This window comes from Pseudalkalibacillus berkeleyi, assembly GCF_021608225.1.
GTDB classification, from domain to species: domain Bacteria; phylum Bacillota; class Bacilli; order Bacillales; family Fictibacillaceae; genus Pseudalkalibacillus; species Pseudalkalibacillus berkeleyi.
In genome coordinates this window covers 186,306-205,108 of record NZ_JAKIJS010000001.1, presented here as the reverse complement: position 1 = coordinate 205,108, position 18,803 = coordinate 186,306, and the positions used below count along the sequence as shown (strand labels likewise).

The window sequence follows — 18,803 nt, the reverse complement described above, 5'->3', positions numbered from 1 at the left end:
CTTACCTGACCGATATAGATTTATTTTAATATCTTTTCAAGGATGATTTTCGGTTCACCTTTCCGATCTGTAAAAGTACCTATAACATCAAAACCATTTTTCAAATTCAAAATCAACATACTTCTAAAACTATTTTTTGTATGAGTCCGTATCGTTTCATAACCATTTTTCATACACCAATCGTGCTGTTCCATTAGCAGTGTCTGACCGATTCCTTTGTTACGGTGATTTGGATCCACACCACCTAGCCAGCTATAAAAGTGATGACTTTTTCGTTCATATCCAATTTTGTACCCAACTAAAGACGCCTCGTCATAAGCAATTGCAATATGGATGTTATGCTTCTTTTCTAACTCATTTCTCAATTCATCCGCACCATATCCAAATACGCGCTCATGTAAAAGGAGCATTTCGTTCATCGTTTTCTCATCAGGTATTCCAGTTATATTTGTAATATTCATTTGCTCACCTCAATGTTTAATGATTTCAATTTTTGTCTGCTCATCTGTAGCAATTATTTTAGCTTGTCCGCCAATTGGAAAAGTCGTAATCGGTTGTGTATGTCCGAAATTTACATTCGCGATGATTGGAATGTCTTTTAACTCTGCTTTAGTTTGGATAACTTTCTTAAGTAAGTCTAAGGTAATCTCAGATTTCTGTTGGAACCGTCCAATTACAAGCGCTTTAATACTCCAGGTAAATGTAACAAGGATTGCAAGTCCCGATCAAAGACCAAAGGCTCCGTCATATAATCGTCCTCAACGAATAAAATTGAATCCTTCAAACTCGGCATATACTCTGTTCCTTGCAATAAGTTCAATGTACAAATGTTACCTCCAATTACTGTTCCTTCGGCCGTACCTTTTTGTATTACGTTGAACTCATCTTGTTGTAAAAATGTCCGATTCTCCTGATCTCTGTACCATGCATCATCACTCCGGTAGTCTGCAGGCGTAATTTCGTATGAATCTTCAGACATCAAGCACTTTTTGAATTGATCAATTGTATAATCCAGTCCCTTTAACATACCGAAAGTCGAAAAATGAGGTCCTGAATACGTCACTAGCCCTGTTTTCCGATATATAGCAGATCCTAGTGCAGTAATGTCTGAGAAACCACAAAGGACCTTAGGGTTGTTCTTAATTAGTTCATAGTCTAAATAACGCAAAAGCTGATTAGAGTTAAAACCTCCTATAACCGTTAGGATCCCTTTCACGTTAGGATCTCTAAATGCTTCATGTAAATCAGCCACTCTTGACTCAATGCTAGATGAATAGAAATCATCTGATTCCTCTACATTTTTCCCAAAAGTCACCTTTAGTCCTAACTCTTCTAATCTATTGATTGCATTTTTCCTGCCATCCTGGTCTATAATCACCATACTCGTAGCGGGTGCAACGACTCTGATCTCATCCCCTGGTTGTAGTTTAACTGAAAACATCATCTTCTCTCCTTTATATATATTGTTCTATATATTACCAAAAGTTTCCTTGATTGGATATAAAGAAATCTTTCCTCAGACAGGTCTATGCGTATGGTGAACACTTACTAGACTTATATCAACGCAAAAAAACCAACCTCATAGCTTATGAGGTTGGTTTATGAGATGCTTATTTACGTTGTAACTTTATTTTTCCTACTGTACCATCCTTACTATCCGCAACGACTGTAAATTTTAAGCCGAAATTAGGAACATTGCGTCCAGCTTCAGGTAAACCTTCATTTAAGTAATTCTTTTTATCGTTGAACATTTTATTCTTCTTCGTGTGGTTATCCTTCATAGTAAGACCAAGTAGTTCAGAGTAATCTAAGAACATTTTCTCACTCTTCTCAAGGCTGAATGCTGCATCGTGCACTTGATAACGTGTAGATGCAACAGAATCATCACTCCACTTAACTGTCTTTTGATCCGCATCGACTACACCTATGAATCCTTCACCAGGATGATTACCTGTCCAGTTGTCACTATACTTCTTGTCAACGTACCAAACAACTAAACCTTTGTTAAACTCCATGATGCTATCTCCACGACGAATGTTCTTTAATCCTTGGTCAACACCGTTGTGACTACGCCATTCTAATAGGTAGTAATGATCTGAACGCTTAATGCCATCGTTCTTCGTAAAGCCATCAAGAGTAAATAGTGCTTCTCCTTCTACGTCGTCAAAGAATACTTCTTCTCCATTGACTACAACAGATAGGTCATCAGCAAACAAACCAGGGTTTGATACTGCTGCATCTGTTACATATTCAATTGCTACTTCAACTTCTTGTCCAGCATAAGCAGAAAGGTCAAATGATGCATCAATCCATCCGTTAGAAGAACCTGTAATACCATTTCCTAAATTACTGTCATACGGATTTTCATTCGTTGTAATATCACTTGCAATTGGGTCACCATTCACAGTTACATAAGCATAATCCCAATCTGTTTCAATGTCATACCATGCTTTAAAATTAAATTGAGCAGACGATGCGTTTGTAAGGTCAACCGTCTTTTTCAAATACGTGTGTAGATCATCTGCACTGCCAGAGAAATACTCATAAGCTCCACTTGCAGGCTCGTTGACGACTGTTTCTTTTTGTGGAAGGGTTACCTTGACTACATCATTGTTTGTACCTTTTGATGCTCCCTCATCTAGTAATACTTCTACACCTTCTTTATCAATTTCACTTAGATCAAACTCTGTTCCAGTTAACCAGTTCCCTTGTGTTCCTGCACTGTCTACAACAGCAGACCCTTGTAGCATTTCTCTCATATAAGGGCTAAAACCTGTCGGCATAGTACCCGGAATATCTCCAGCCCAGCTTCCGCTTGACATGATTGACCAGTAGCTTACTGGTTCACCAGCGCCAGTGTACTGAGTATCATACTCATCTGGAAGTCCGAGATCATGTGCAAATTCATGGGCCATAACTCCAACGGCTCCATCTTCAGGTTCAATCGTGTAATCGTAAGCTGCCATCTCTCCGCCCCAATAAGGAACGGTTGCTTCTGTACCCTCTAAACCATGTACACCACCTAAGTTCCAACGGTGAGACCAAATTGCATCAGAGCCCAGTGAACCTCCACCAGCTTCCTCACCAACTCCAGAGTGAATAATCATCAAATGGTCGACTAAACCATCGGCTTCAAGGTAATTCCCATCTCCATCCAAGTCATAACGATCCCATTGATCGTAATCAGCAATATTTACCGAAGGATCTGCAACAACTGCAGCCAGCGCTTCCTTAACTAGTCCACGTGCATCTACATCACTACCATCTTCAGTTGGGTAGTTTCCACCATATTCCGCCGCTGGTTTGCTAGCTGTGTACCAGCCTGCAACCTCACCTTCGACAGAGTAACTTCCACCTGATTGTTGCTCATAATATTGTTTCATAGATACATAGTTTTTCCCGTCTGGACCTGTCCAACCACCTGTACCAAATAACATATCTTGGTAATGTTCACGAGAGTATGCATTCTCACCTTCGTAATACATGTCTGTTTCATCTGACGTCATTGAATTATGAGGCTTGTCCGGATAATCAATGAGGATTGCCAAGACTTTATCCGTACGCATTTGCCCATCATAATCTTCTAGTTCAATGCCATCTACGGTTTTCTTGTTCTTTTTCTTTTTGTGTTTACCAGGCTTCATGCCTTTTTCTTTCATTTCTTTTTTCAGTTTCTCTTTTGATTCTTGAGCTTCTTCTTGAAGTTCTCCCGCTTCATGTGCATGCTCTGCGCCATTAGACTTTTCTTTCAAGAACTTCTTTAATGCCTTTTCTGCTTCAGCTGGACTAGCACTTGGTGCAATTGTCCCTTCTTTCTTTAGCATCTCAATCAATTTTTCGTCATTTGCGATACCAAGATCGATCGGTGATCCCCCGTAATGTTGCGTGACACTTTCACGTGCTTTTTCCGCTTCAGCTAATTGTGGTGAAGCGACAACACCGTATGTAAGCGTGCTCAGCCCCATCATGACTGCTAAGGCTGTAGATGTAATTTTCCCCTTATTCATGAATGAACGTCCTCCTCAAATTAGTTAACTAATACTTTTGTAGTAATAGTAGCAATTTGACGGAAAATTGTAAATATTATGTTTAAATATTCAGAAAAAGGGGAATAAAGACATATTTTTGCAGTGTTTTGAAGCATTACGTCGATGATTGTAGTAAGATACACCTTATTATATTGAAATATTTTGGAAAATAAAGTATTTGTAACATATCAGATAGAAATTTCCTGATATTAACAACAGCAGAAAGACCTATTTATCTCTCATGATTTTTTCTGTTTACTTAGCTTTTTTGTTCCAAAATGACATCTCCAACTCCTACATCGACCTTAACATCAATTTTTGTTTTGGCATTTTCGTAAGCCTGGTTTTGATAGCTACTACCCACTTTTATAAAATAGTCTGCGTGTACTTTCCCGACTCCTTTATCGACATCCAATTTAACACCGATATGCTTGGGTAAATATATTTTCGTTTTTCCGACGCCATTTTCAATGTTAACGTTGAAACTCTCCAGCCAATTTCCAGTAAGATCAATCTCTGTTTCTCCCATCCCTGCTTCAATATTGAGTTCTTTCATATTTAAGCTAGATAGATTTAGTTTAGATTTTCCGGCTCCTAACTCAAGGTTAATCAATAGAGGTAACTGGTCATTAAGGGTCATTTGCCAATCTTGTTTAGGGTTGAACATATTGGCAAATTTCGAAGAACATTGACTAACAGTCAGCTGCCCCTTGCGATTCTCACTTATTTCATAATCCACTATAGGCTCTAGTCCTTCTCCCTTAAAGGAGAAATTAGCATCCATAATCTTATCGGTACCACCAGAAATATGAAGTTTTCCAGTTCCTATTACTAATGTTGCATTCAGCTCAGTCTCATTAGATCGTTCAATAACTTTCTTTACGGTTTCCTTTGTAAACATTTATTCATCTCTCCAATCAATAAGTTCTTAACATAAGTTTAAGAGAAACCACCTTTGCAAGTAACGTCCATGAGATTGGTTTTCTATCCGTCCGGGGTCTGATTGAGCCCTCCGTTTTAAGTTGATATCGAGATGGTATACTGTTAGGGAAAGGATGAATAGAATGGAGTTTCAATTTCTAGGAACTGGTGCAGGGATTCCATCGAAAGGTCGAAACGTTTCTGCGATGGCACTACGTTTCATGACAGATCTTCAAGGAACTGTTTGGCTATTTGATTGTGGAGAAGCAACACAGCACCAAGTTTTACATACGAATCTTAAGCTTTGGCAAATATCAAAAATTTTCATTACTCATATGCACGGCGATCACATTTATGGTTTACCTGGTGTATTAGGAAGTCGTTCTTTTCAAGGTGCAGAGAGCCCTTTAAAGGTTTACGGACCTAAAGGAATTAAGGAATTCATTACGGTTACGCTTGAAACGAGCCGCACTTATTTAAAATACCCATTGGAAATCATCGAAATTGACGATGGATTTATAGAACAAGAAAATGGTTATCGTATTGAGGTTAGGCAGCTCGAACACGTCATACCCTCTTATGGATTTAGGATAAAAGAACCGGATCAGCCGGGGCGTCTAAAAGTTGAAAAATTGAAAGAACAAGGCATTCCATCAGGCCCGATTTATGGAAAACTAAAAGCAGGGCAGTCTGTTACCTTAGATGATGGTAGGATAATTAATGGAGCAGATTATACAACTGAACTTCAACCCGGGAGAATCGTTACGATTTGCGGAGATACCCGTCCTAGTGTAAAGACTGTTGAGCTTGCGCGTGATGCTGATTTGTTTATTCATGAGGCTACTTTTGCCGAAGGAATGGATGAAAAAGCGATTGAGTACTTTCATTCTACTACGAACCAAGCTGCCCAAATTGCAAAGGATGCTAACGTAAAGCGATTAATTCTGAACCATATCAGCTCTCGTTACCATGACCGTTCTGATGAACTATTAGAAAGTGCTGTCAGAGTGTTCCCTAACACAGCGTTAGCACATGACTTTTCTATTTTTCAACTGACAAAACGGAATAAGGAATAACAGAAAAGAGGAGCACATATGATGCGCTTCTCGTTTTTTCTGTCTGTTGGTCCACTTTCTAGGCTCGGGGGGCACTTCCCCCTTCTTTAGTACCACTTCTCCAACCTTACGTTCAACTTCACACTGAAACTGCTCATTCAAATGGATATCCATTACCCGTTATGCACGATAATTTCGATATATGCACGATAATCTGGATATATGCACGATAATCTTGATATTTGCACGATAATCTCGATATTTGCACGATAATACCGATATATGCACATTAACCCTTTTTTCAACTAAAATAGGATGCCCTATACAACTATTTTCATAGATGTTTTAGGGCACCCCCATCATTTTAGGAAATCCAGTTTTCTACATTCCATGTTTCTGTTACCCAATCCTCATAGAATTCAGGTTCATGTGAGACAAGCAATATTGTCCCTTTATAGTTTTGAAGTGCTTCCTTCAAGGCTTGCTTCGCTCTAATATCAAGGTGGTTTGTAGGTTCATCAAGTACTAGAAAATTACTTTCCTTCAGCATGAGAACACAAATCCGCACCTTCGTCTGCTCCCCACCGCTCAACGTGCTCATTTGCTGATAAATATGTTCATTTTTCAATCCACATCTTGCGAGCTGCTTCCGCACATCTTTCTCCTGCATATCAGGAAATTTCGACCAGACAAACTGTAAGGCTGTGTCTTTCCCTTGCATGACCATTTCCTGCTCAAAATACATTGGACGGACGAAACTCCCCAGTTTAACTTGACCTGATAACGGCTCAATTTTCCCAAGAAGTGACTTGATCGTTGTCGTCTTTCCGATACCATTATGACCAGTCAGTGCGATTTTCGCGTTTTTCTTAATCGTTAAATCCACACCTTTAAACAAAGGATGTTTGTATCCAATACTCAATCCATCCGCGACTAAAACTTCTAGATTGGGCTCTCGGCATACTTTAAATGAAAATCGTGGAACAGGCATATTCCCTGGCTTTTCAATCCGGTTGATTTTCTCAAGTTTTTTTTCTCGGCTTTTTGCCTGTTTAGCTGTTGATGCCCTCGCTTTGTTCCGGGCAATATAGTCCTCAAGCTTCTCGATTTCCTTTTGTTGTCGAAGATACGCTTGATAGTTTTGTTTTTTCCTTAATTCATAGGATTCAGTAAATCGCACGTAATTTCCGACGTAACGGGTAAGGTTCTTGTGCTCCAAATGGTGTATCACCGTTACCACTTCGTTCATAAAGGATGTATCATGGGAAATCAATATGAACGCATGGGGATAATCCGTTAAATACTTTTGAAGCCAGGCTATGTGCACGTCATCCAAATAGTTCGTTGGCTCATCTAATAGCAAAACATCAGGCTTACTTAACAATAGTTTCGCTAGCATCAGTTTGGTTCGTTGGCCGCCACTCAGGTGACTTGTTTGAGTGGACATTCCTAACGAAGCGATCCCAAGTCCTGCTGCAACCTCTTCAATTTTTGCATCTAAAGAATAAAAATGGTGCGTTTCAAGTGTTTCTTGTATAATACCCAGTCGCTCTAAATCTCTTTCCATCGTTTCCATTTCCACGTTCTCATTACCAAGTCGCTCAGTAATTTGTAGCATTTCTTCTTCTAGTGAGAATAAATTTGAGAATGCCCCCCTCAAATATTCCTTGATTGACTCTTCTTGATTAAAATCTGGATGTTGTTCTAAAAACCCGATTTCAACTCCAGTATGCCATTCAATGTCCCCTTCATCGGGGATCAATTCATTTGTTAACAAGTTCAAAAGCGTTGATTTTCCGCTTCCATTCGCACCGACTAACCCTACGTGTTCTCCTTTTAACAAACGGAATTCTATATTCCTAAACAATATTCGATCTCCAAAACCGTGTGTTAGTCCACGAACATGTAAGATACTCATACTATATACCCTCTCTTCTCTTAATTGAATGGACCATACACAAGACAGAAGAATTCACATATTAGAACGTTCATTTAAGACTTTTTGTACGCAACAAAAAAAGCAAGGTGCAATCACACCCTGCTTCTTTATTCGCACTTTCACATATGCCGAAAAAGGGAACGAGGTTGTGATCTGTTGTCTTGTAATGGCTTCTTTCTAAAATTAGGCAGACTTCTCCCCTAATCAAGCCACAACAATTAAAAGAACAACAGATCGATTCATCATCTCGTTACAACACCCTTTCATTGGTTATGAATTCCATTTTACGGGAATTCACTTCTCTTGTAAAGCCAACCTTGCATCTTTCACCATAGGTCGCGCGGAACGGAAGTAAACAAAATAGGATACGATTAAAAATAGGGAGGACAACAAGAACATATTTCCGTATCCAATCTGAACAACGACCCAACCTAAGAAAAACGATCCAATTCCTACACCGATATCGAATAATGTGAAAAAAGTTGCCGTCGCAGCACCTCTACGGTGGGAAGGAGAAAGTTGGATCGATAATGCTTGATAACTAGGTTGCAGAACACCGTAACCAATTCCGATTACAAGAGCAGCCGCATAAACCATCCAGCTATTCATCGCCAATCCGAGAATAATCATGCCAATAAAATAAAAAAGTGTACCAAACGCAATCAAACGATTTGGCCCTTTCTGATCAAACCATTTACCTGCAAAAGGTCTGCTGATGACAATTGCAATTGCATATAAGGTAAAATATGTACCCGCTATGGATGCATCCCCTAACTCCTTTGCATAAAGCGAAACGAAACTAATCACACCCCCGAATACGATAGCAATCATCATCATCGCCGCTGAAACAGGTAGTGCTTTCTTTTCAATCAGTTCTTGAAACCAAAAGCTCATGTCTTCTTTCGTTTTCAAAGAAAGTTTTCTCGCATCTTTTTTACTTTTCTCATGCTTGAAATTAGGTAAAAAACTCGCCATAAGCAATCCAATTAAAGATAGTGAAAAACAGAACCAAAACATACCTTGATAACTCGTTTTTGCTGCGACATATACACCGACTATAGGACCTACACTCATTGCAACCATGATGAATGTCCCGTAATACCCAAGACCTTCGCCCCTACGTTCTTCAGGAATCCATTCAGCAGCCATCGTTCCTCCGGCAGTTGTAGACATACCGAACCCAAAACCATAAATAAATCGTATAAGGAAGATAAATAGAACGGTTTGGGCTACCAAATAACCAAATGTCGCAACAACGAACACGATAATTGCAATAAGAAATAAAGCTTTTTGATTCTTAAAATCCATTAAATAACCAGTAATCGGTCTGGCGAATACAGCTGCAATTGTGAAAATGCCCATAATCAGTCCAACCTGATCCTCACTAGCACCTAGATTCTCTACTAAGTAAACTGGTAAAGTCGGCAAGAGAAGAAAAAAGCTCATAAAAAATAAAAAATTACTCGCACAGAGCAATATAAATCGTTTCGTCCATAAGGGTTGTCTTGTTGCTTCCATCTAACCGCTTCCTTTCTCCTCCATTATATAGTTGCCAGGTCCTTCCCCATAGAAAAATGCATCCATTAAGGATGCATTTTCCTTCTATTTATTAAATTCAACGGCAATGGATGATAATGAATTTTGACATTTTGAGGTATCAATAAATTTTCCTGAGCATCTTTCAAGTAATAAAACATCTTTTTACCAGCACCAGCGTTAGCAGAATGAACCGTTATGGTCTCTGCAAAGAGTTGATGTTTCACCATATACTCGACGATCATAAATCCATTTCGAATCTTGTTTTCCAAATCATGATCCAGTGAAAGATGCTGAATATCCTGTTCCTTTAACAACTTTACGCATTCTTCCATATCTGAGGCGAGTACATATTCTTCGGGAGCTGGGCGGACATCGTCTAAAAATACATTAATTTTGGACAATAATTGTCTCCTTCCCGCTGGCTTTTATTCATTATAACACGGAAAGGGTATAAACCCCAAAGTTGTACAAGATTGATATGCTAATCATTCGTGTAGATCAAATCTTCAATCGTCACTTGCCCCCAAGGTGCAATTCGAATGGAAACCTTATCTGGTCGATTATTTTCAATCCCCTTACCAGATCCTTCTTCTACATAATACCGTTCAATTCCATAATTTAAGAAAAGTTCACCCATTTGTTCATGTACACCTTTAACAATTCCTTTCAGGACCACTTCTCCATCTTGTACATTAGGTTTACTAGCGTGAACATTTTTCACCTTATAAATAGAATCCGCTTCCTTTAGAACTACGTATACTTTTTCGTTATGTTCAGGGATTTCTTCGTCTATCCACGAGGCCAAAGGTATTCTTGAAATATCATAATTGAGCGTAACATAATCGCCGTGGAAGAGGTCTCTAGGATCAATGGGTTCAGTTTTCAAAACGATTCGTTCTCCATAATGTAAGGTTACATAGTTAGATCCGGCGATCCCTACTAAAATCATGACTTGAAGGGCAATCAACATGTAAAACCATTTTCTCTTCATCATGATTGACCACCCTTCGATTCGTGGAACCAAGTTCTTCGTCTTTTTTCAAGATACCAACTTAAGACGAAAAGAAGTATACCACCAGCCAAGAAGAACATCGATTTCGGTAGAAAATCCCAAGCTAATTGAATGTAGGCGACGAGCGTGCTAATTAAAAATAAGAAAGTCCCTCGATTAATTAACATGGGTTCCTCAACTTTGTACCCTTGTACAAGGATGGATAAGGAATAGCCAAACGCTAGGAGCAGGTAAAGTACGCCTGCTGTTTCTCCGACAAGAAACAAAGGTAGGAAGAGTAGCAAATCAATCCAATTCCGATCGCTTTGACGTTTTACCTTCACCAAAGTGATCGCGCCAATAAGCAATAGAAGTATCGCAAAGTATGGTATAGGTTTAGATAAAATCTCTTCATCATAACGAATCATATCATCTAATACGAACACATGAATAAACGTTACGACGATTACACCGACTATGCTCATATTTTTAAAAGCATTTTTACCCTTTTCATGCTGGAGGAATTCATTCACGGCATACATGAATAGGAAGAAGAGTGTCATCCATACATACATAAGGTCATAAGCTACATGAAATGTGATACTTGATATTGTTACAGCCGACAAGTAAAAGTAATAAAACAATGGTTCATTTTCTTTAAATGTTAGAATTCCGATTCCACCAACTACAAGAATGGCAAGAAAGAAACTGAACGATTGGAAGGAAATAGCACTATAAATCATCCCTGCAGATCCTATTACGAGTGTAAGCAAGTAGATGTATTTATTCGGGAAAACATAATAAGTAAGTAAACCAATTCCGAGCCATATTATAAAAGCCGTTGAGTTATAGCTAACAATATGGAACATTTGAGCAACGAGGAAAATACCTGCCCCAAAGGTCAAAGTGCCCATTCCGATCCAGGCAGTTCCTAACGTACGGCTGCCTTTCTGAACAAGATTCATACCAATCAAGTTAAAGCCTATAATACCTGTACAGATGAGCGTAAACCTCAACAGGTTACTCATTTCACTCCAATTTGAAGCAATAAAAGTAAGTATGCCGAGTCCAATCAGTATACTCGCTAATATAGGCAGCAAATTGTTGCTTTTCCTTCCCTCATATAACGATAAGATATCTTCGAATTGATTTTCTTCAATGAGACCTTTTTCTACCCATCGAGTGCCTTCCCTTTTCAACCACTTCCGTTCGTTCATAACCTTCCTCCTTTTCTAACTACTTTATGATGGACATTTAGAGCCATTCATGTTTAGTGTAATTTTACACTAAACATGAAATTTAACCAACACTTATTTTTAACTAAAAAAAGTGGTGTAGACCACCACTTTTAAATAAATAATGTAGAATTGAGAAATTGCCTGGATACTGATTGAAAATAGGATGTCTGGACGGAAAGAGTGGCAATGACCATCGCATTCTTTACTATGGATTGTTCTCGATTGCCAAGGTCATCTAGTCGTTGAATTTTTTCTTCAGCTTTCTCGTAAATGAGCATTTCAGCCTTACTTCCGTCCTTTACTCTGAAATCAACGTCAACAACATGATCATCGTTCAAATCTAATTCCTCAAAAATAGAAGCATATGTATGATAAAAGTGGATCGGGTCTATGATGTCATCATGCCGATCTTCAATATCATTAAATATTAATGTTAGTAAGTTCCTAATGGAAACAAAATCGAGCGTACTTTTCAAATCCTCAACAATAAATAGAATCGCTGCTTGTTCGAGAGAATACTTTTTGCCTTTTTGGGGTGAGCCAATCAAATTTCGTACATCTCTCTTCACCCAATTTTGTACAGCTGTTGTTGAGAAGCTGCTATATTCGATTTGATTGCCTAGAGAGACAATTTCATTAATTGAAAAACCGATTTCTCGACTCGAACCTTTGATAATTTTTTCAAAGATATTAGGAAGAGAAGATTCACCCAAACCATTAGCGAATCCATCTTCAACAACTCCATTCATTTCCTGCCAAGCTTGTTTTAACACTTCTAAGGGAGTTGCACACCCATCTAATTGTAATGATAGAAGTAATTCAGCCATTTGTTTACGCGTTAATATTAATGAAGGCATGTTTTCACCTCGTTTTATCCGTTCATTTGAACTTATCATACGCTTCAAAAGTTATAACGTCAATTTTATTTTAACAATTTGATTCCAATAAATGATAAAATAATTATGATTATAAGAAGACTACTATCTTGATTAATTTTAGTAGTTAATTTATACTCAATTTATACAATATTAAGTTCAAATGAACTTGAAATGAGGTATGAAAATGTTTAAACGGCTTTCATTGTTTATCTTAACGAACGTTCTAGTCCTTACAATGATTATGATTATTCTTTCATTGTTAGGCGTGAACAACTATATCGGTACAGATGGTAACATCATGTTCGGACAGTTGTTGGTGTTCAGTGCTGTTATTGGTTTCACTGGATCCTTCTTCTCCCTTGCGATTTCACGCTGGATGGCTAAGAAATTAATGGGAGTAAAAGTGATTAACCCTGATAGTCCGAATTCTTCATATGAGCGTGATTTAGTTGAGCGTGTACATCGTTTATCACGTGCAGCAGGCCTTACTGTAATGCCAGAAGTAGGTTTGTATAACTCTCCAGAAGTAAACGCATTTGCAACTGGTCCATCTAAACGTCGCTCTCTCGTAGCTGTTTCAAGTGGACTCCTTGAAAGCATGGATGACGATGCTGTAGAAGGCGTTCTTGCACACGAAGTTGCCCATATTGCGAATGGCGATATGGTAACGATGACTTTATTGCAGGGTGTTATCAATACATTCGTTGTCTTCTTATCAAGAATTGCAGCATGGGCAGTCGCTCAGCTTGTAGATGAAGACAAAGCAGCGATTGTACATTTAATCTCGATTTTTGTCTTCCAAATCGCCTTTTCGATCCTCGGAAGTATTGTTGTCATGGCATACTCTCGTTACCGTGAATTTCACGCCGATCGTGGTGGAGCAGATTTGGCAGGTAAAGATAAGATGATCCATGCGCTTGAATCTCTTCGCGCTCACGTCAATCGCGTCGATACACGCCAAGAGTCACTAGCAACTATGAAAATCAACGGTGGGAAGAAGAAAATGCTTTTCTCAACACACCCTGATTTAGATGAGAGAATTCGAAGATTACATGCAAAATAAGTAATTTAATTTTTAGTGAAATTAGTACCGAACGGAACAGACACCTTGTCTGTTCCGTTTTTTCGTTTGCTAATCTAAACTTGCTGATATAGTATAGACATATAGGTTTAAACTAATGAACGAATGGTGATTACAATGAATGTTAAACATAATAAAGAGCGATTTTTAGAATCATTTCGAAATGCAATCCCCTTATTTCAAGCGTTAGCAGATCCAGTTAGACAGGAATTAATCTTGTTACTTGCTGAAAACGAAAGATTGAATGTGAATGAGATTGCTGAATATTCTCCAATGTCCCGTCCAACCATCTCACATCACTTGAAAATTTTAAAACAAGTACAAATTGTTAGCTCAGAGAAAAAAGGGACGCAAAATTATTATAAGTTGGAAGTAGAGCGCTCTCTAGAACAGTTGAAGGATCTCGTTAAGGTGATAGAATCTGAATGTATTTTTGAACAATCGAATAATGAATGAAACATAAGCCTAACCGGTTACGTCTATACTACGAACGATTGAACCACCTACATCTTTTGTGTAAATAGGGAGGGTTTTTATGATGTTACGAGTATTCATGATCTTAGGACTTATTTTTGTGCTTGCGGCTTGTGGAACTGAAGAAGCAAATAAGAAACCAGAAGCAGAGCCTACAAATGGACAAGCGAACGAGCAACCTAAAAAACCGTCTGAAGGGAATGGGATTGTGGCAGGTCAAATGGAATTGAATGTACTCTCATTCGAAGAGGACAAAACAGTAATCGAATTGAAGAATCAAACTGAACGCCCACAAGTAATGGAGTTTACTAGTGGACAACAGTATGACATGTGGATTAGAGATGAAAATGGTAAAGAGGTATTTCATTGGGGAGAAGGTAAAATGTTCACCCAAGCTATTAAAACGGAAACGATCGAGCCCGGTGGTAGCAAAGCATTTACAGTCGCTCTACCTCAATTAGATCCAGGCACGTACACGATCCGGTTTAAAGTCACCTCTAAGCCCCCATTTGAAACAACATTTAAACAAACGATTGAATAGTAAAATGCTGTATACTAATAGAATCCGCCCTACCATGATGTAGGGCGGATCTTTTTTGTTTAGCAAATCGTATTACTTTGATTCCTGCGTTTCTAATGGTTGCCAGAGATCTTTTATACCAATCGCGCGTTTAATGCCATTGATGGTACCAAGATGATACCCTTCATGCCAAATCATGAAATTCAATACTTCGCCATACGTTTCAAATACAGTTCGTTCATTCAATTTGAAAGGTTCCGCCAGCTTTTCATCTAGCTTATCGCCATACAGCATTTCAACTCGTTCAATTTGAGACTCAAGATCATCAGCTAATTCAGTTAATGCAGGCGGTTCCTTTTCCCATGTAGAGGGACTAGTCGCATGACCAAAGAAATCATTATACTCTTCAGGCACTTCTGGATCTTTCTTATCTAGGCGTGCCATAATTCCCTCAACGGCTAAATAAACGTGTCCCAAGTTCCACAAAATTGAATTATTAAAGCCTTCGGGAACCTGTAAAGCTTGTTCCTCCGTTGTTGCTTTAAGACCTGCAAGAGTATTACTGCGAGAAAAATTGAACATTTGTAACAACGCTTGATTCTCCATTTAAACCGTCTCCCTTACCATCTATTCTCTCTAAGATTATCGTCAGAATTTTCTGATGTCAACTGAAACTACTTCACTCTTTAAGCCCAACTTTAACGAGTAGACCTCCTGCCATCAGCAATATCCCTGCAAATCCAAATACATATGCTGTGACATAGCTCCCTGATATCCAACCACCAATTAATGGACCTGTGAGATTTCCAAGAAAACGGACGCTCGAGGTTACACCAAATGCTCTCCCTTGTATGTCTGGTGGTGTTTTTTTATGAATTAACGTTTGGATGGCTGGCCAAACGCCACCAAGCAGTAGGCCTTGCATAAATCTCCAAACATATAATTCATAGATATTATCTGTCCATAACTGCGGTAAGAATAATATACCGCTCGCAACCATAACAACAGGTAGCAGTTTTACATGGCCGATTCGATCCCCAAGTTTCCCTAAGTATGGAGAACCAATGATAATTGCAATCCCTAATATGGAAGCAGCGAACCCGGCTAACAATGCTAAGTTTTCTTTATTCGATACGAAAGTTTTTACAAAAATGGTCATCATTGAGTTTGTACTTAGCATCGCTGCTTGTAATAGAAATGCGGCAATAAATAAAATAATGAGGTGTTTATTCGTTAATACGTCTTTAAAAGTCCCTTGTTTTTCTTTCTCAGACAACATCGGTTGATCTTTCGGTATCGCATAAATAACGAGCAGTAAAGTGATTAAAATGCTTATGCCGGTAACCGCAAATACCGGGCGAAATCCGAACCAATCTGATAATGCGCCTCCGAAAAGCGGACCAACAATCCCACCTGAGATGCCACCAGTTTGAAGAAAACCTAACGCACTTCCTGTTTGTTCTTTAGGTGTGATTCTAGATAGGTAAGAAAAGGAGACCGTTATAAATCCTGAAAAGAACCCCATTGAAAAGCGTAAGCCAAGGAGCATCCATGGACCTGTTGCAAAGGCCATTGAAAAGGTGAGAATCCCCATTCCGATTCCAGCACGGATAAGGTTGGCTTTTTGACCATATTTATCAGCAAAAATCCCCCATATCGGAGCCATAATGGCACCCGATAAAAAAGCGGCAGAAAAAATTGCACCTGTCCAAATACTCAACGACTTCTCATTCGTCACGCCAAGCTCCTCTAAATAAAGCGGCAGAAATGGAAGTATCATTGTCATTGCAGCAACAATTATGAAATTACATAGCCAAAGATAACGTGCACTTCTTTTCCAATTTTCCAATAGACTTCATCCTAACTACTGCGGTAAAGACCGATAAATCACTATTTCACATTGTAACACTTAACGATCAAACCTTTGATAAATCTGCTTGATAGATAGGCTAAACCAGATTCCTCATTACAAACATGCTTTCCAAGCATAAAAAAAGCTCCAACAATGGAGCTCACTATTCTTTGATCTGTTGTGTTGTCTTTTCTAAGAGATCAATATATTGATTAATTTGTTCTAGCTCGAAATTAATCATATTCTCATAAATGGAGAGGATTAATTGTCCATAGGTTGTGCCTGGAACAGCCCATTTCCCATTTAAACTTGTCCAAGTTGGAGCAGACCCACGTGTCACTAAATCAAATCGAGGATCCACTAACTTTTCTCCAGGTGGTAATGGATCTGTTGATGCATAGGCATATAAATGTTGTATATGCGCCGTTACGCCTTCACGAGGAGAAGCAAAGCTTGCACCCGGCGTATTTGGATCAGTTGTTCCAATACCTGCATAGTTATTTTGTTCTGGTTTCACTGTTCCTGTGAATCTAAAATAGTTCGTTTCGTGTATCGCCTGAGCTAGAGCAGCGTCACCTCTGATCCCATACTTTTCACCAATTTCTAAATACAAATCTGCAAGTTCTGGCGCACTTTTGTTTATCACCTTTATCATTTTATTCATTGAAGAAGCTGTCAACACGCTGTTTCCCATAATTCTATACCCCGTAATCGGTTCAACAGGAGGTGGCTCAACTTCACCTTCTGTTACGATAAATGCTCCATCAATTCCAATACTTTTCAACTGTGCAACTAACTCATCTGCATTTTCTTTGAGTGAGAAAGCGCCAGCTTGTACACGATAATAAGTCGTTCCATTAATATTTACAGGATAAATGTACGAGTTAATTTTGTTCGTTTGCAGAAATAGCGCACGTTGCTTAGCATTTTCTTCCTCTTTAAATGAGCCAGCGATGACTTTGTACAATGCATTTGGATCAGGTTTTGGTAGAGGTTTCGGCTTTGCTGTTAAATTGAGAGCTTTTGCTAATCCAATTGCAGTTGCTTTCGCAACATCCTGTAGAAATTGATTATTTAACATCAACTGCAAATCCCTTTGGTTATCTATAAATAAAACCTCCAGAAGAAGTGCATTCATTTTCGTCTTCCGTAACACGAAAAAGTTCGCTCTCTTTTGGCCACGATCTTTTACATTATATTTATTTGTTGTAAATACAATTTCTTTATGGATAATTCTTTGGATTTCCTTCGTTGCACTCGGTATTGAACCATTATAAATATAACTTTCAAAACCAGATCCACCAGCTGCATTATGATGGACTGACAAATAGAAATCTGCATTTTTATTATTCGCATATGTTGTGCGTTGCTCTAAGCTTAAGGTTTCATCATTGGACCTTGTCATCAATACTTTCACTTCATAGGTCTCTATTAGATACTTACGGATCAATAGCGCGACTTTTAAATTAAAGTCTTTTTCTTTATATTGCTTATAAGTTGCACCTGGGTCAGTTCCTCCATGACCGGGATCAATCACGACAGTAACCATTTTTCCACCACTTTCAATTCATTTTTATTCCCTTTGTACAATATATGCCATTTTCCATTTTTTGCTTGTCCAAATACAAAAAAAGGGTGACTGAAGTATACAGCCACCCTTTATCATCAGTAAAATTATAAAATTAAGCATTTATTGTTCATTCTTATCCTTATCTTCTTCATTTCCATCTACATTTGGATTGTTTTCTAGTGGATCAATGGTATGTTTATATGAATATCCCTTTGTTATTGCAGCCACAAATATCACAAGTACGAAAATAATGATGAGAATAGATGCAACCATCACTTTAAACATCAATAGTATCCCTTCCTTCCAACTTCAAATTTAACATGACATTGAAAGGAATTCACTATCTAAACTTGACAGTTTTTTTAACAGCGACCTTTACTTTCCATATGTTTCAGTCACACCCCAATATACATCAACAACAATATCATTCATTACCACATCAAGATCATGAAAAATTCTATGTGTAACCAGCAAATGTTTTGTATCGTTTTCGTCAATGGCACGCTCTATTCCGTCTGCTGCTCTATTCAAATCATTCTTTAGTGTGCCTCTTGTTTCCGGGACTAGTATTTTCCTTATATACTTGAGACGATCTCCGAGCTGTTCTTCTTTATTTGTGGGATCGATACTTTGCCAAGCTCCCCACCCAAGCAGTTCATTGAAATATGTGTGCATTAAATTTATTTCTCTCAAAATTTCCTCTTCTTTTCCCTCATC

At 38.5% G+C, this 18,803-nt stretch carries 18 protein-coding genes and 1 pseudogene; 4 read left to right on the top strand and 15 right to left on the bottom strand.

The window, feature by feature from the left end; all coding sequences use genetic code 11:
• Window positions 1–20: 20 nt before the first annotated feature.
• The 4 genes and pseudogenes from L2716_RS01095 to L2716_RS01080 all read right to left on the bottom strand — a co-directional run bounded on the left by L2716_RS01095 (window position 21) and on the right by L2716_RS01080 (window position 4,929).
• Window positions 21–461 carry a GNAT family N-acetyltransferase gene (locus L2716_RS01095; RefSeq protein ID WP_236330762.1) on the bottom strand — a complete coding sequence of 147 codons (441 nt, stop codon included), beginning with the start codon at window positions 459–461 and terminating at the stop codon, window positions 21–23.
• Window positions 462–470: 9 nt separating this feature from the next.
• Window positions 471–1,441, bottom strand: a pseudogene (locus L2716_RS01090) (S66 family peptidase).
• Between the two features lie 169 nt (window positions 1,442–1,610).
• Complete coding sequence (locus L2716_RS01085; protein WP_236330760.1) at window positions 1,611–4,007, bottom strand: immune inhibitor A domain-containing protein; 2,397 nt, start codon at window positions 4,005–4,007, stop codon at window positions 1,611–1,613.
• A 280-nt stretch (window positions 4,008–4,287) separates the two neighbouring features.
• On the bottom strand, window positions 4,288–4,929 hold the full coding sequence (locus tag L2716_RS01080) for a toast rack family protein (protein ID WP_236330757.1): 642 nt from the start codon (window positions 4,927–4,929) through the stop codon (window positions 4,288–4,290).
• A gap of 163 nt (window positions 4,930–5,092) precedes the next feature.
• Between L2716_RS01080 and rnz the strand changes: the two genes are divergently transcribed.
• Window positions 5,093–6,025, top strand: a complete 933-nt coding sequence (rnz, locus tag L2716_RS01075; RefSeq protein ID WP_236330754.1) for a ribonuclease Z — start codon at window positions 5,093–5,095, stop codon at window positions 6,023–6,025.
• Window positions 6,026–6,368: 343 nt separating this feature from the next.
• On the opposite strand, the gene L2716_RS01070 is transcribed toward rnz, so the two are convergent.
• The 6 genes from L2716_RS01070 to L2716_RS01045 all read right to left on the bottom strand — a co-directional run bounded on the left by L2716_RS01070 (window position 6,369) and on the right by L2716_RS01045 (window position 12,568).
• Window positions 6,369–7,922, bottom strand: coding sequence for an ABC-F family ATP-binding cassette domain-containing protein (locus tag L2716_RS01070; protein WP_236330751.1), 1,554 nt, complete (start codon window positions 7,920–7,922; stop codon window positions 6,369–6,371).
• Window positions 7,923–8,237: 315 nt separating this feature from the next.
• On the bottom strand, window positions 8,238–9,461 hold the full coding sequence (locus L2716_RS01065; RefSeq protein WP_236330748.1) for an MFS transporter: 1,224 nt from the start codon (window positions 9,459–9,461) through the stop codon (window positions 8,238–8,240).
• Window positions 9,462–9,526: 65 nt separating this feature from the next.
• Complete coding sequence (locus L2716_RS01060) at window positions 9,527–9,883, bottom strand: cyclic-phosphate processing receiver domain-containing protein (protein ID WP_236330745.1); 357 nt, start codon at window positions 9,881–9,883, stop codon at window positions 9,527–9,529.
• A gap of 80 nt (window positions 9,884–9,963) precedes the next feature.
• Entirely contained in the window at window positions 9,964–10,476 is a 513-nt protein-coding gene (locus tag L2716_RS01055) for a GDYXXLXY domain-containing protein (protein WP_236330742.1), read from the bottom strand.
• On the bottom strand, window positions 10,473–11,690 hold the full coding sequence (locus L2716_RS01050; protein ID WP_236330740.1) for a DUF2157 domain-containing protein: 1,218 nt from the start codon (window positions 11,688–11,690) through the stop codon (window positions 10,473–10,475). The genes L2716_RS01055 and L2716_RS01050 overlap by 4 nt, the downstream gene beginning before the upstream one ends.
• 131 nt (window positions 11,691–11,821) lie before the next feature.
• Window positions 11,822–12,568 (bottom strand): DUF1836 domain-containing protein, encoded by a 747-nt coding sequence (locus L2716_RS01045; RefSeq protein ID WP_236330738.1) that lies wholly within the window; start codon window positions 12,566–12,568, stop codon window positions 11,822–11,824.
• A gap of 205 nt (window positions 12,569–12,773) precedes the next feature.
• On the opposite strand from L2716_RS01045, the gene htpX reads away from it, so the two are divergent.
• From htpX to L2716_RS01030, 3 genes are all read left to right on the top strand, one after another.
• Window positions 12,774–13,652, top strand: coding sequence for a protease HtpX (gene htpX, locus L2716_RS01040; protein ID WP_236330735.1), 879 nt, complete (start codon window positions 12,774–12,776; stop codon window positions 13,650–13,652).
• 135 nt (window positions 13,653–13,787) lie between these two features.
• On the top strand, window positions 13,788–14,126 hold the full coding sequence (locus L2716_RS01035; RefSeq protein ID WP_236330732.1) for an ArsR/SmtB family transcription factor: 339 nt from the start codon (window positions 13,788–13,790) through the stop codon (window positions 14,124–14,126).
• A gap of 79 nt (window positions 14,127–14,205) precedes the next feature.
• Window positions 14,206–14,685 carry a BsuPI-related putative proteinase inhibitor gene (locus tag L2716_RS01030; protein ID WP_236330729.1) on the top strand — a complete coding sequence of 160 codons (480 nt, stop codon included), beginning with the start codon at window positions 14,206–14,208 and terminating at the stop codon, window positions 14,683–14,685.
• A gap of 72 nt (window positions 14,686–14,757) precedes the next feature.
• Here L2716_RS01030 and L2716_RS01025 read toward each other — a convergent pair whose 3' ends face one another.
• The 5 genes from L2716_RS01025 to L2716_RS01005 all read right to left on the bottom strand — a co-directional run bounded on the left by L2716_RS01025 (window position 14,758) and on the right by L2716_RS01005 (window position 18,779).
• On the bottom strand, window positions 14,758–15,270 hold the full coding sequence (locus L2716_RS01025; protein ID WP_236330726.1) for a DinB family protein: 513 nt from the start codon (window positions 15,268–15,270) through the stop codon (window positions 14,758–14,760).
• 73 nt (window positions 15,271–15,343) lie between these two features.
• Window positions 15,344–16,513, bottom strand: coding sequence for an MFS transporter (locus tag L2716_RS01020; protein WP_236330722.1), 1,170 nt, complete (start codon window positions 16,511–16,513; stop codon window positions 15,344–15,346).
• Between the two features lie 166 nt (window positions 16,514–16,679).
• Window positions 16,680–18,065 (bottom strand): N-acetylmuramoyl-L-alanine amidase, encoded by a 1,386-nt coding sequence (locus tag L2716_RS01015; RefSeq protein WP_236330720.1) that lies wholly within the window; start codon window positions 18,063–18,065, stop codon window positions 16,680–16,682.
• A 141-nt stretch (window positions 18,066–18,206) separates the two neighbouring features.
• Window positions 18,207–18,371 (bottom strand): YtzI protein, encoded by a 165-nt coding sequence (gene ytzI / locus L2716_RS01010; protein WP_236337761.1) that lies wholly within the window; start codon window positions 18,369–18,371, stop codon window positions 18,207–18,209.
• A 90-nt stretch (window positions 18,372–18,461) separates the two neighbouring features.
• Window positions 18,462–18,779 carry a hypothetical protein gene (locus L2716_RS01005; protein ID WP_236330717.1) on the bottom strand — a complete coding sequence of 106 codons (318 nt, stop codon included), beginning with the start codon at window positions 18,777–18,779 and terminating at the stop codon, window positions 18,462–18,464.
• Window positions 18,780–18,803: the final 24 nt, after the last annotated feature.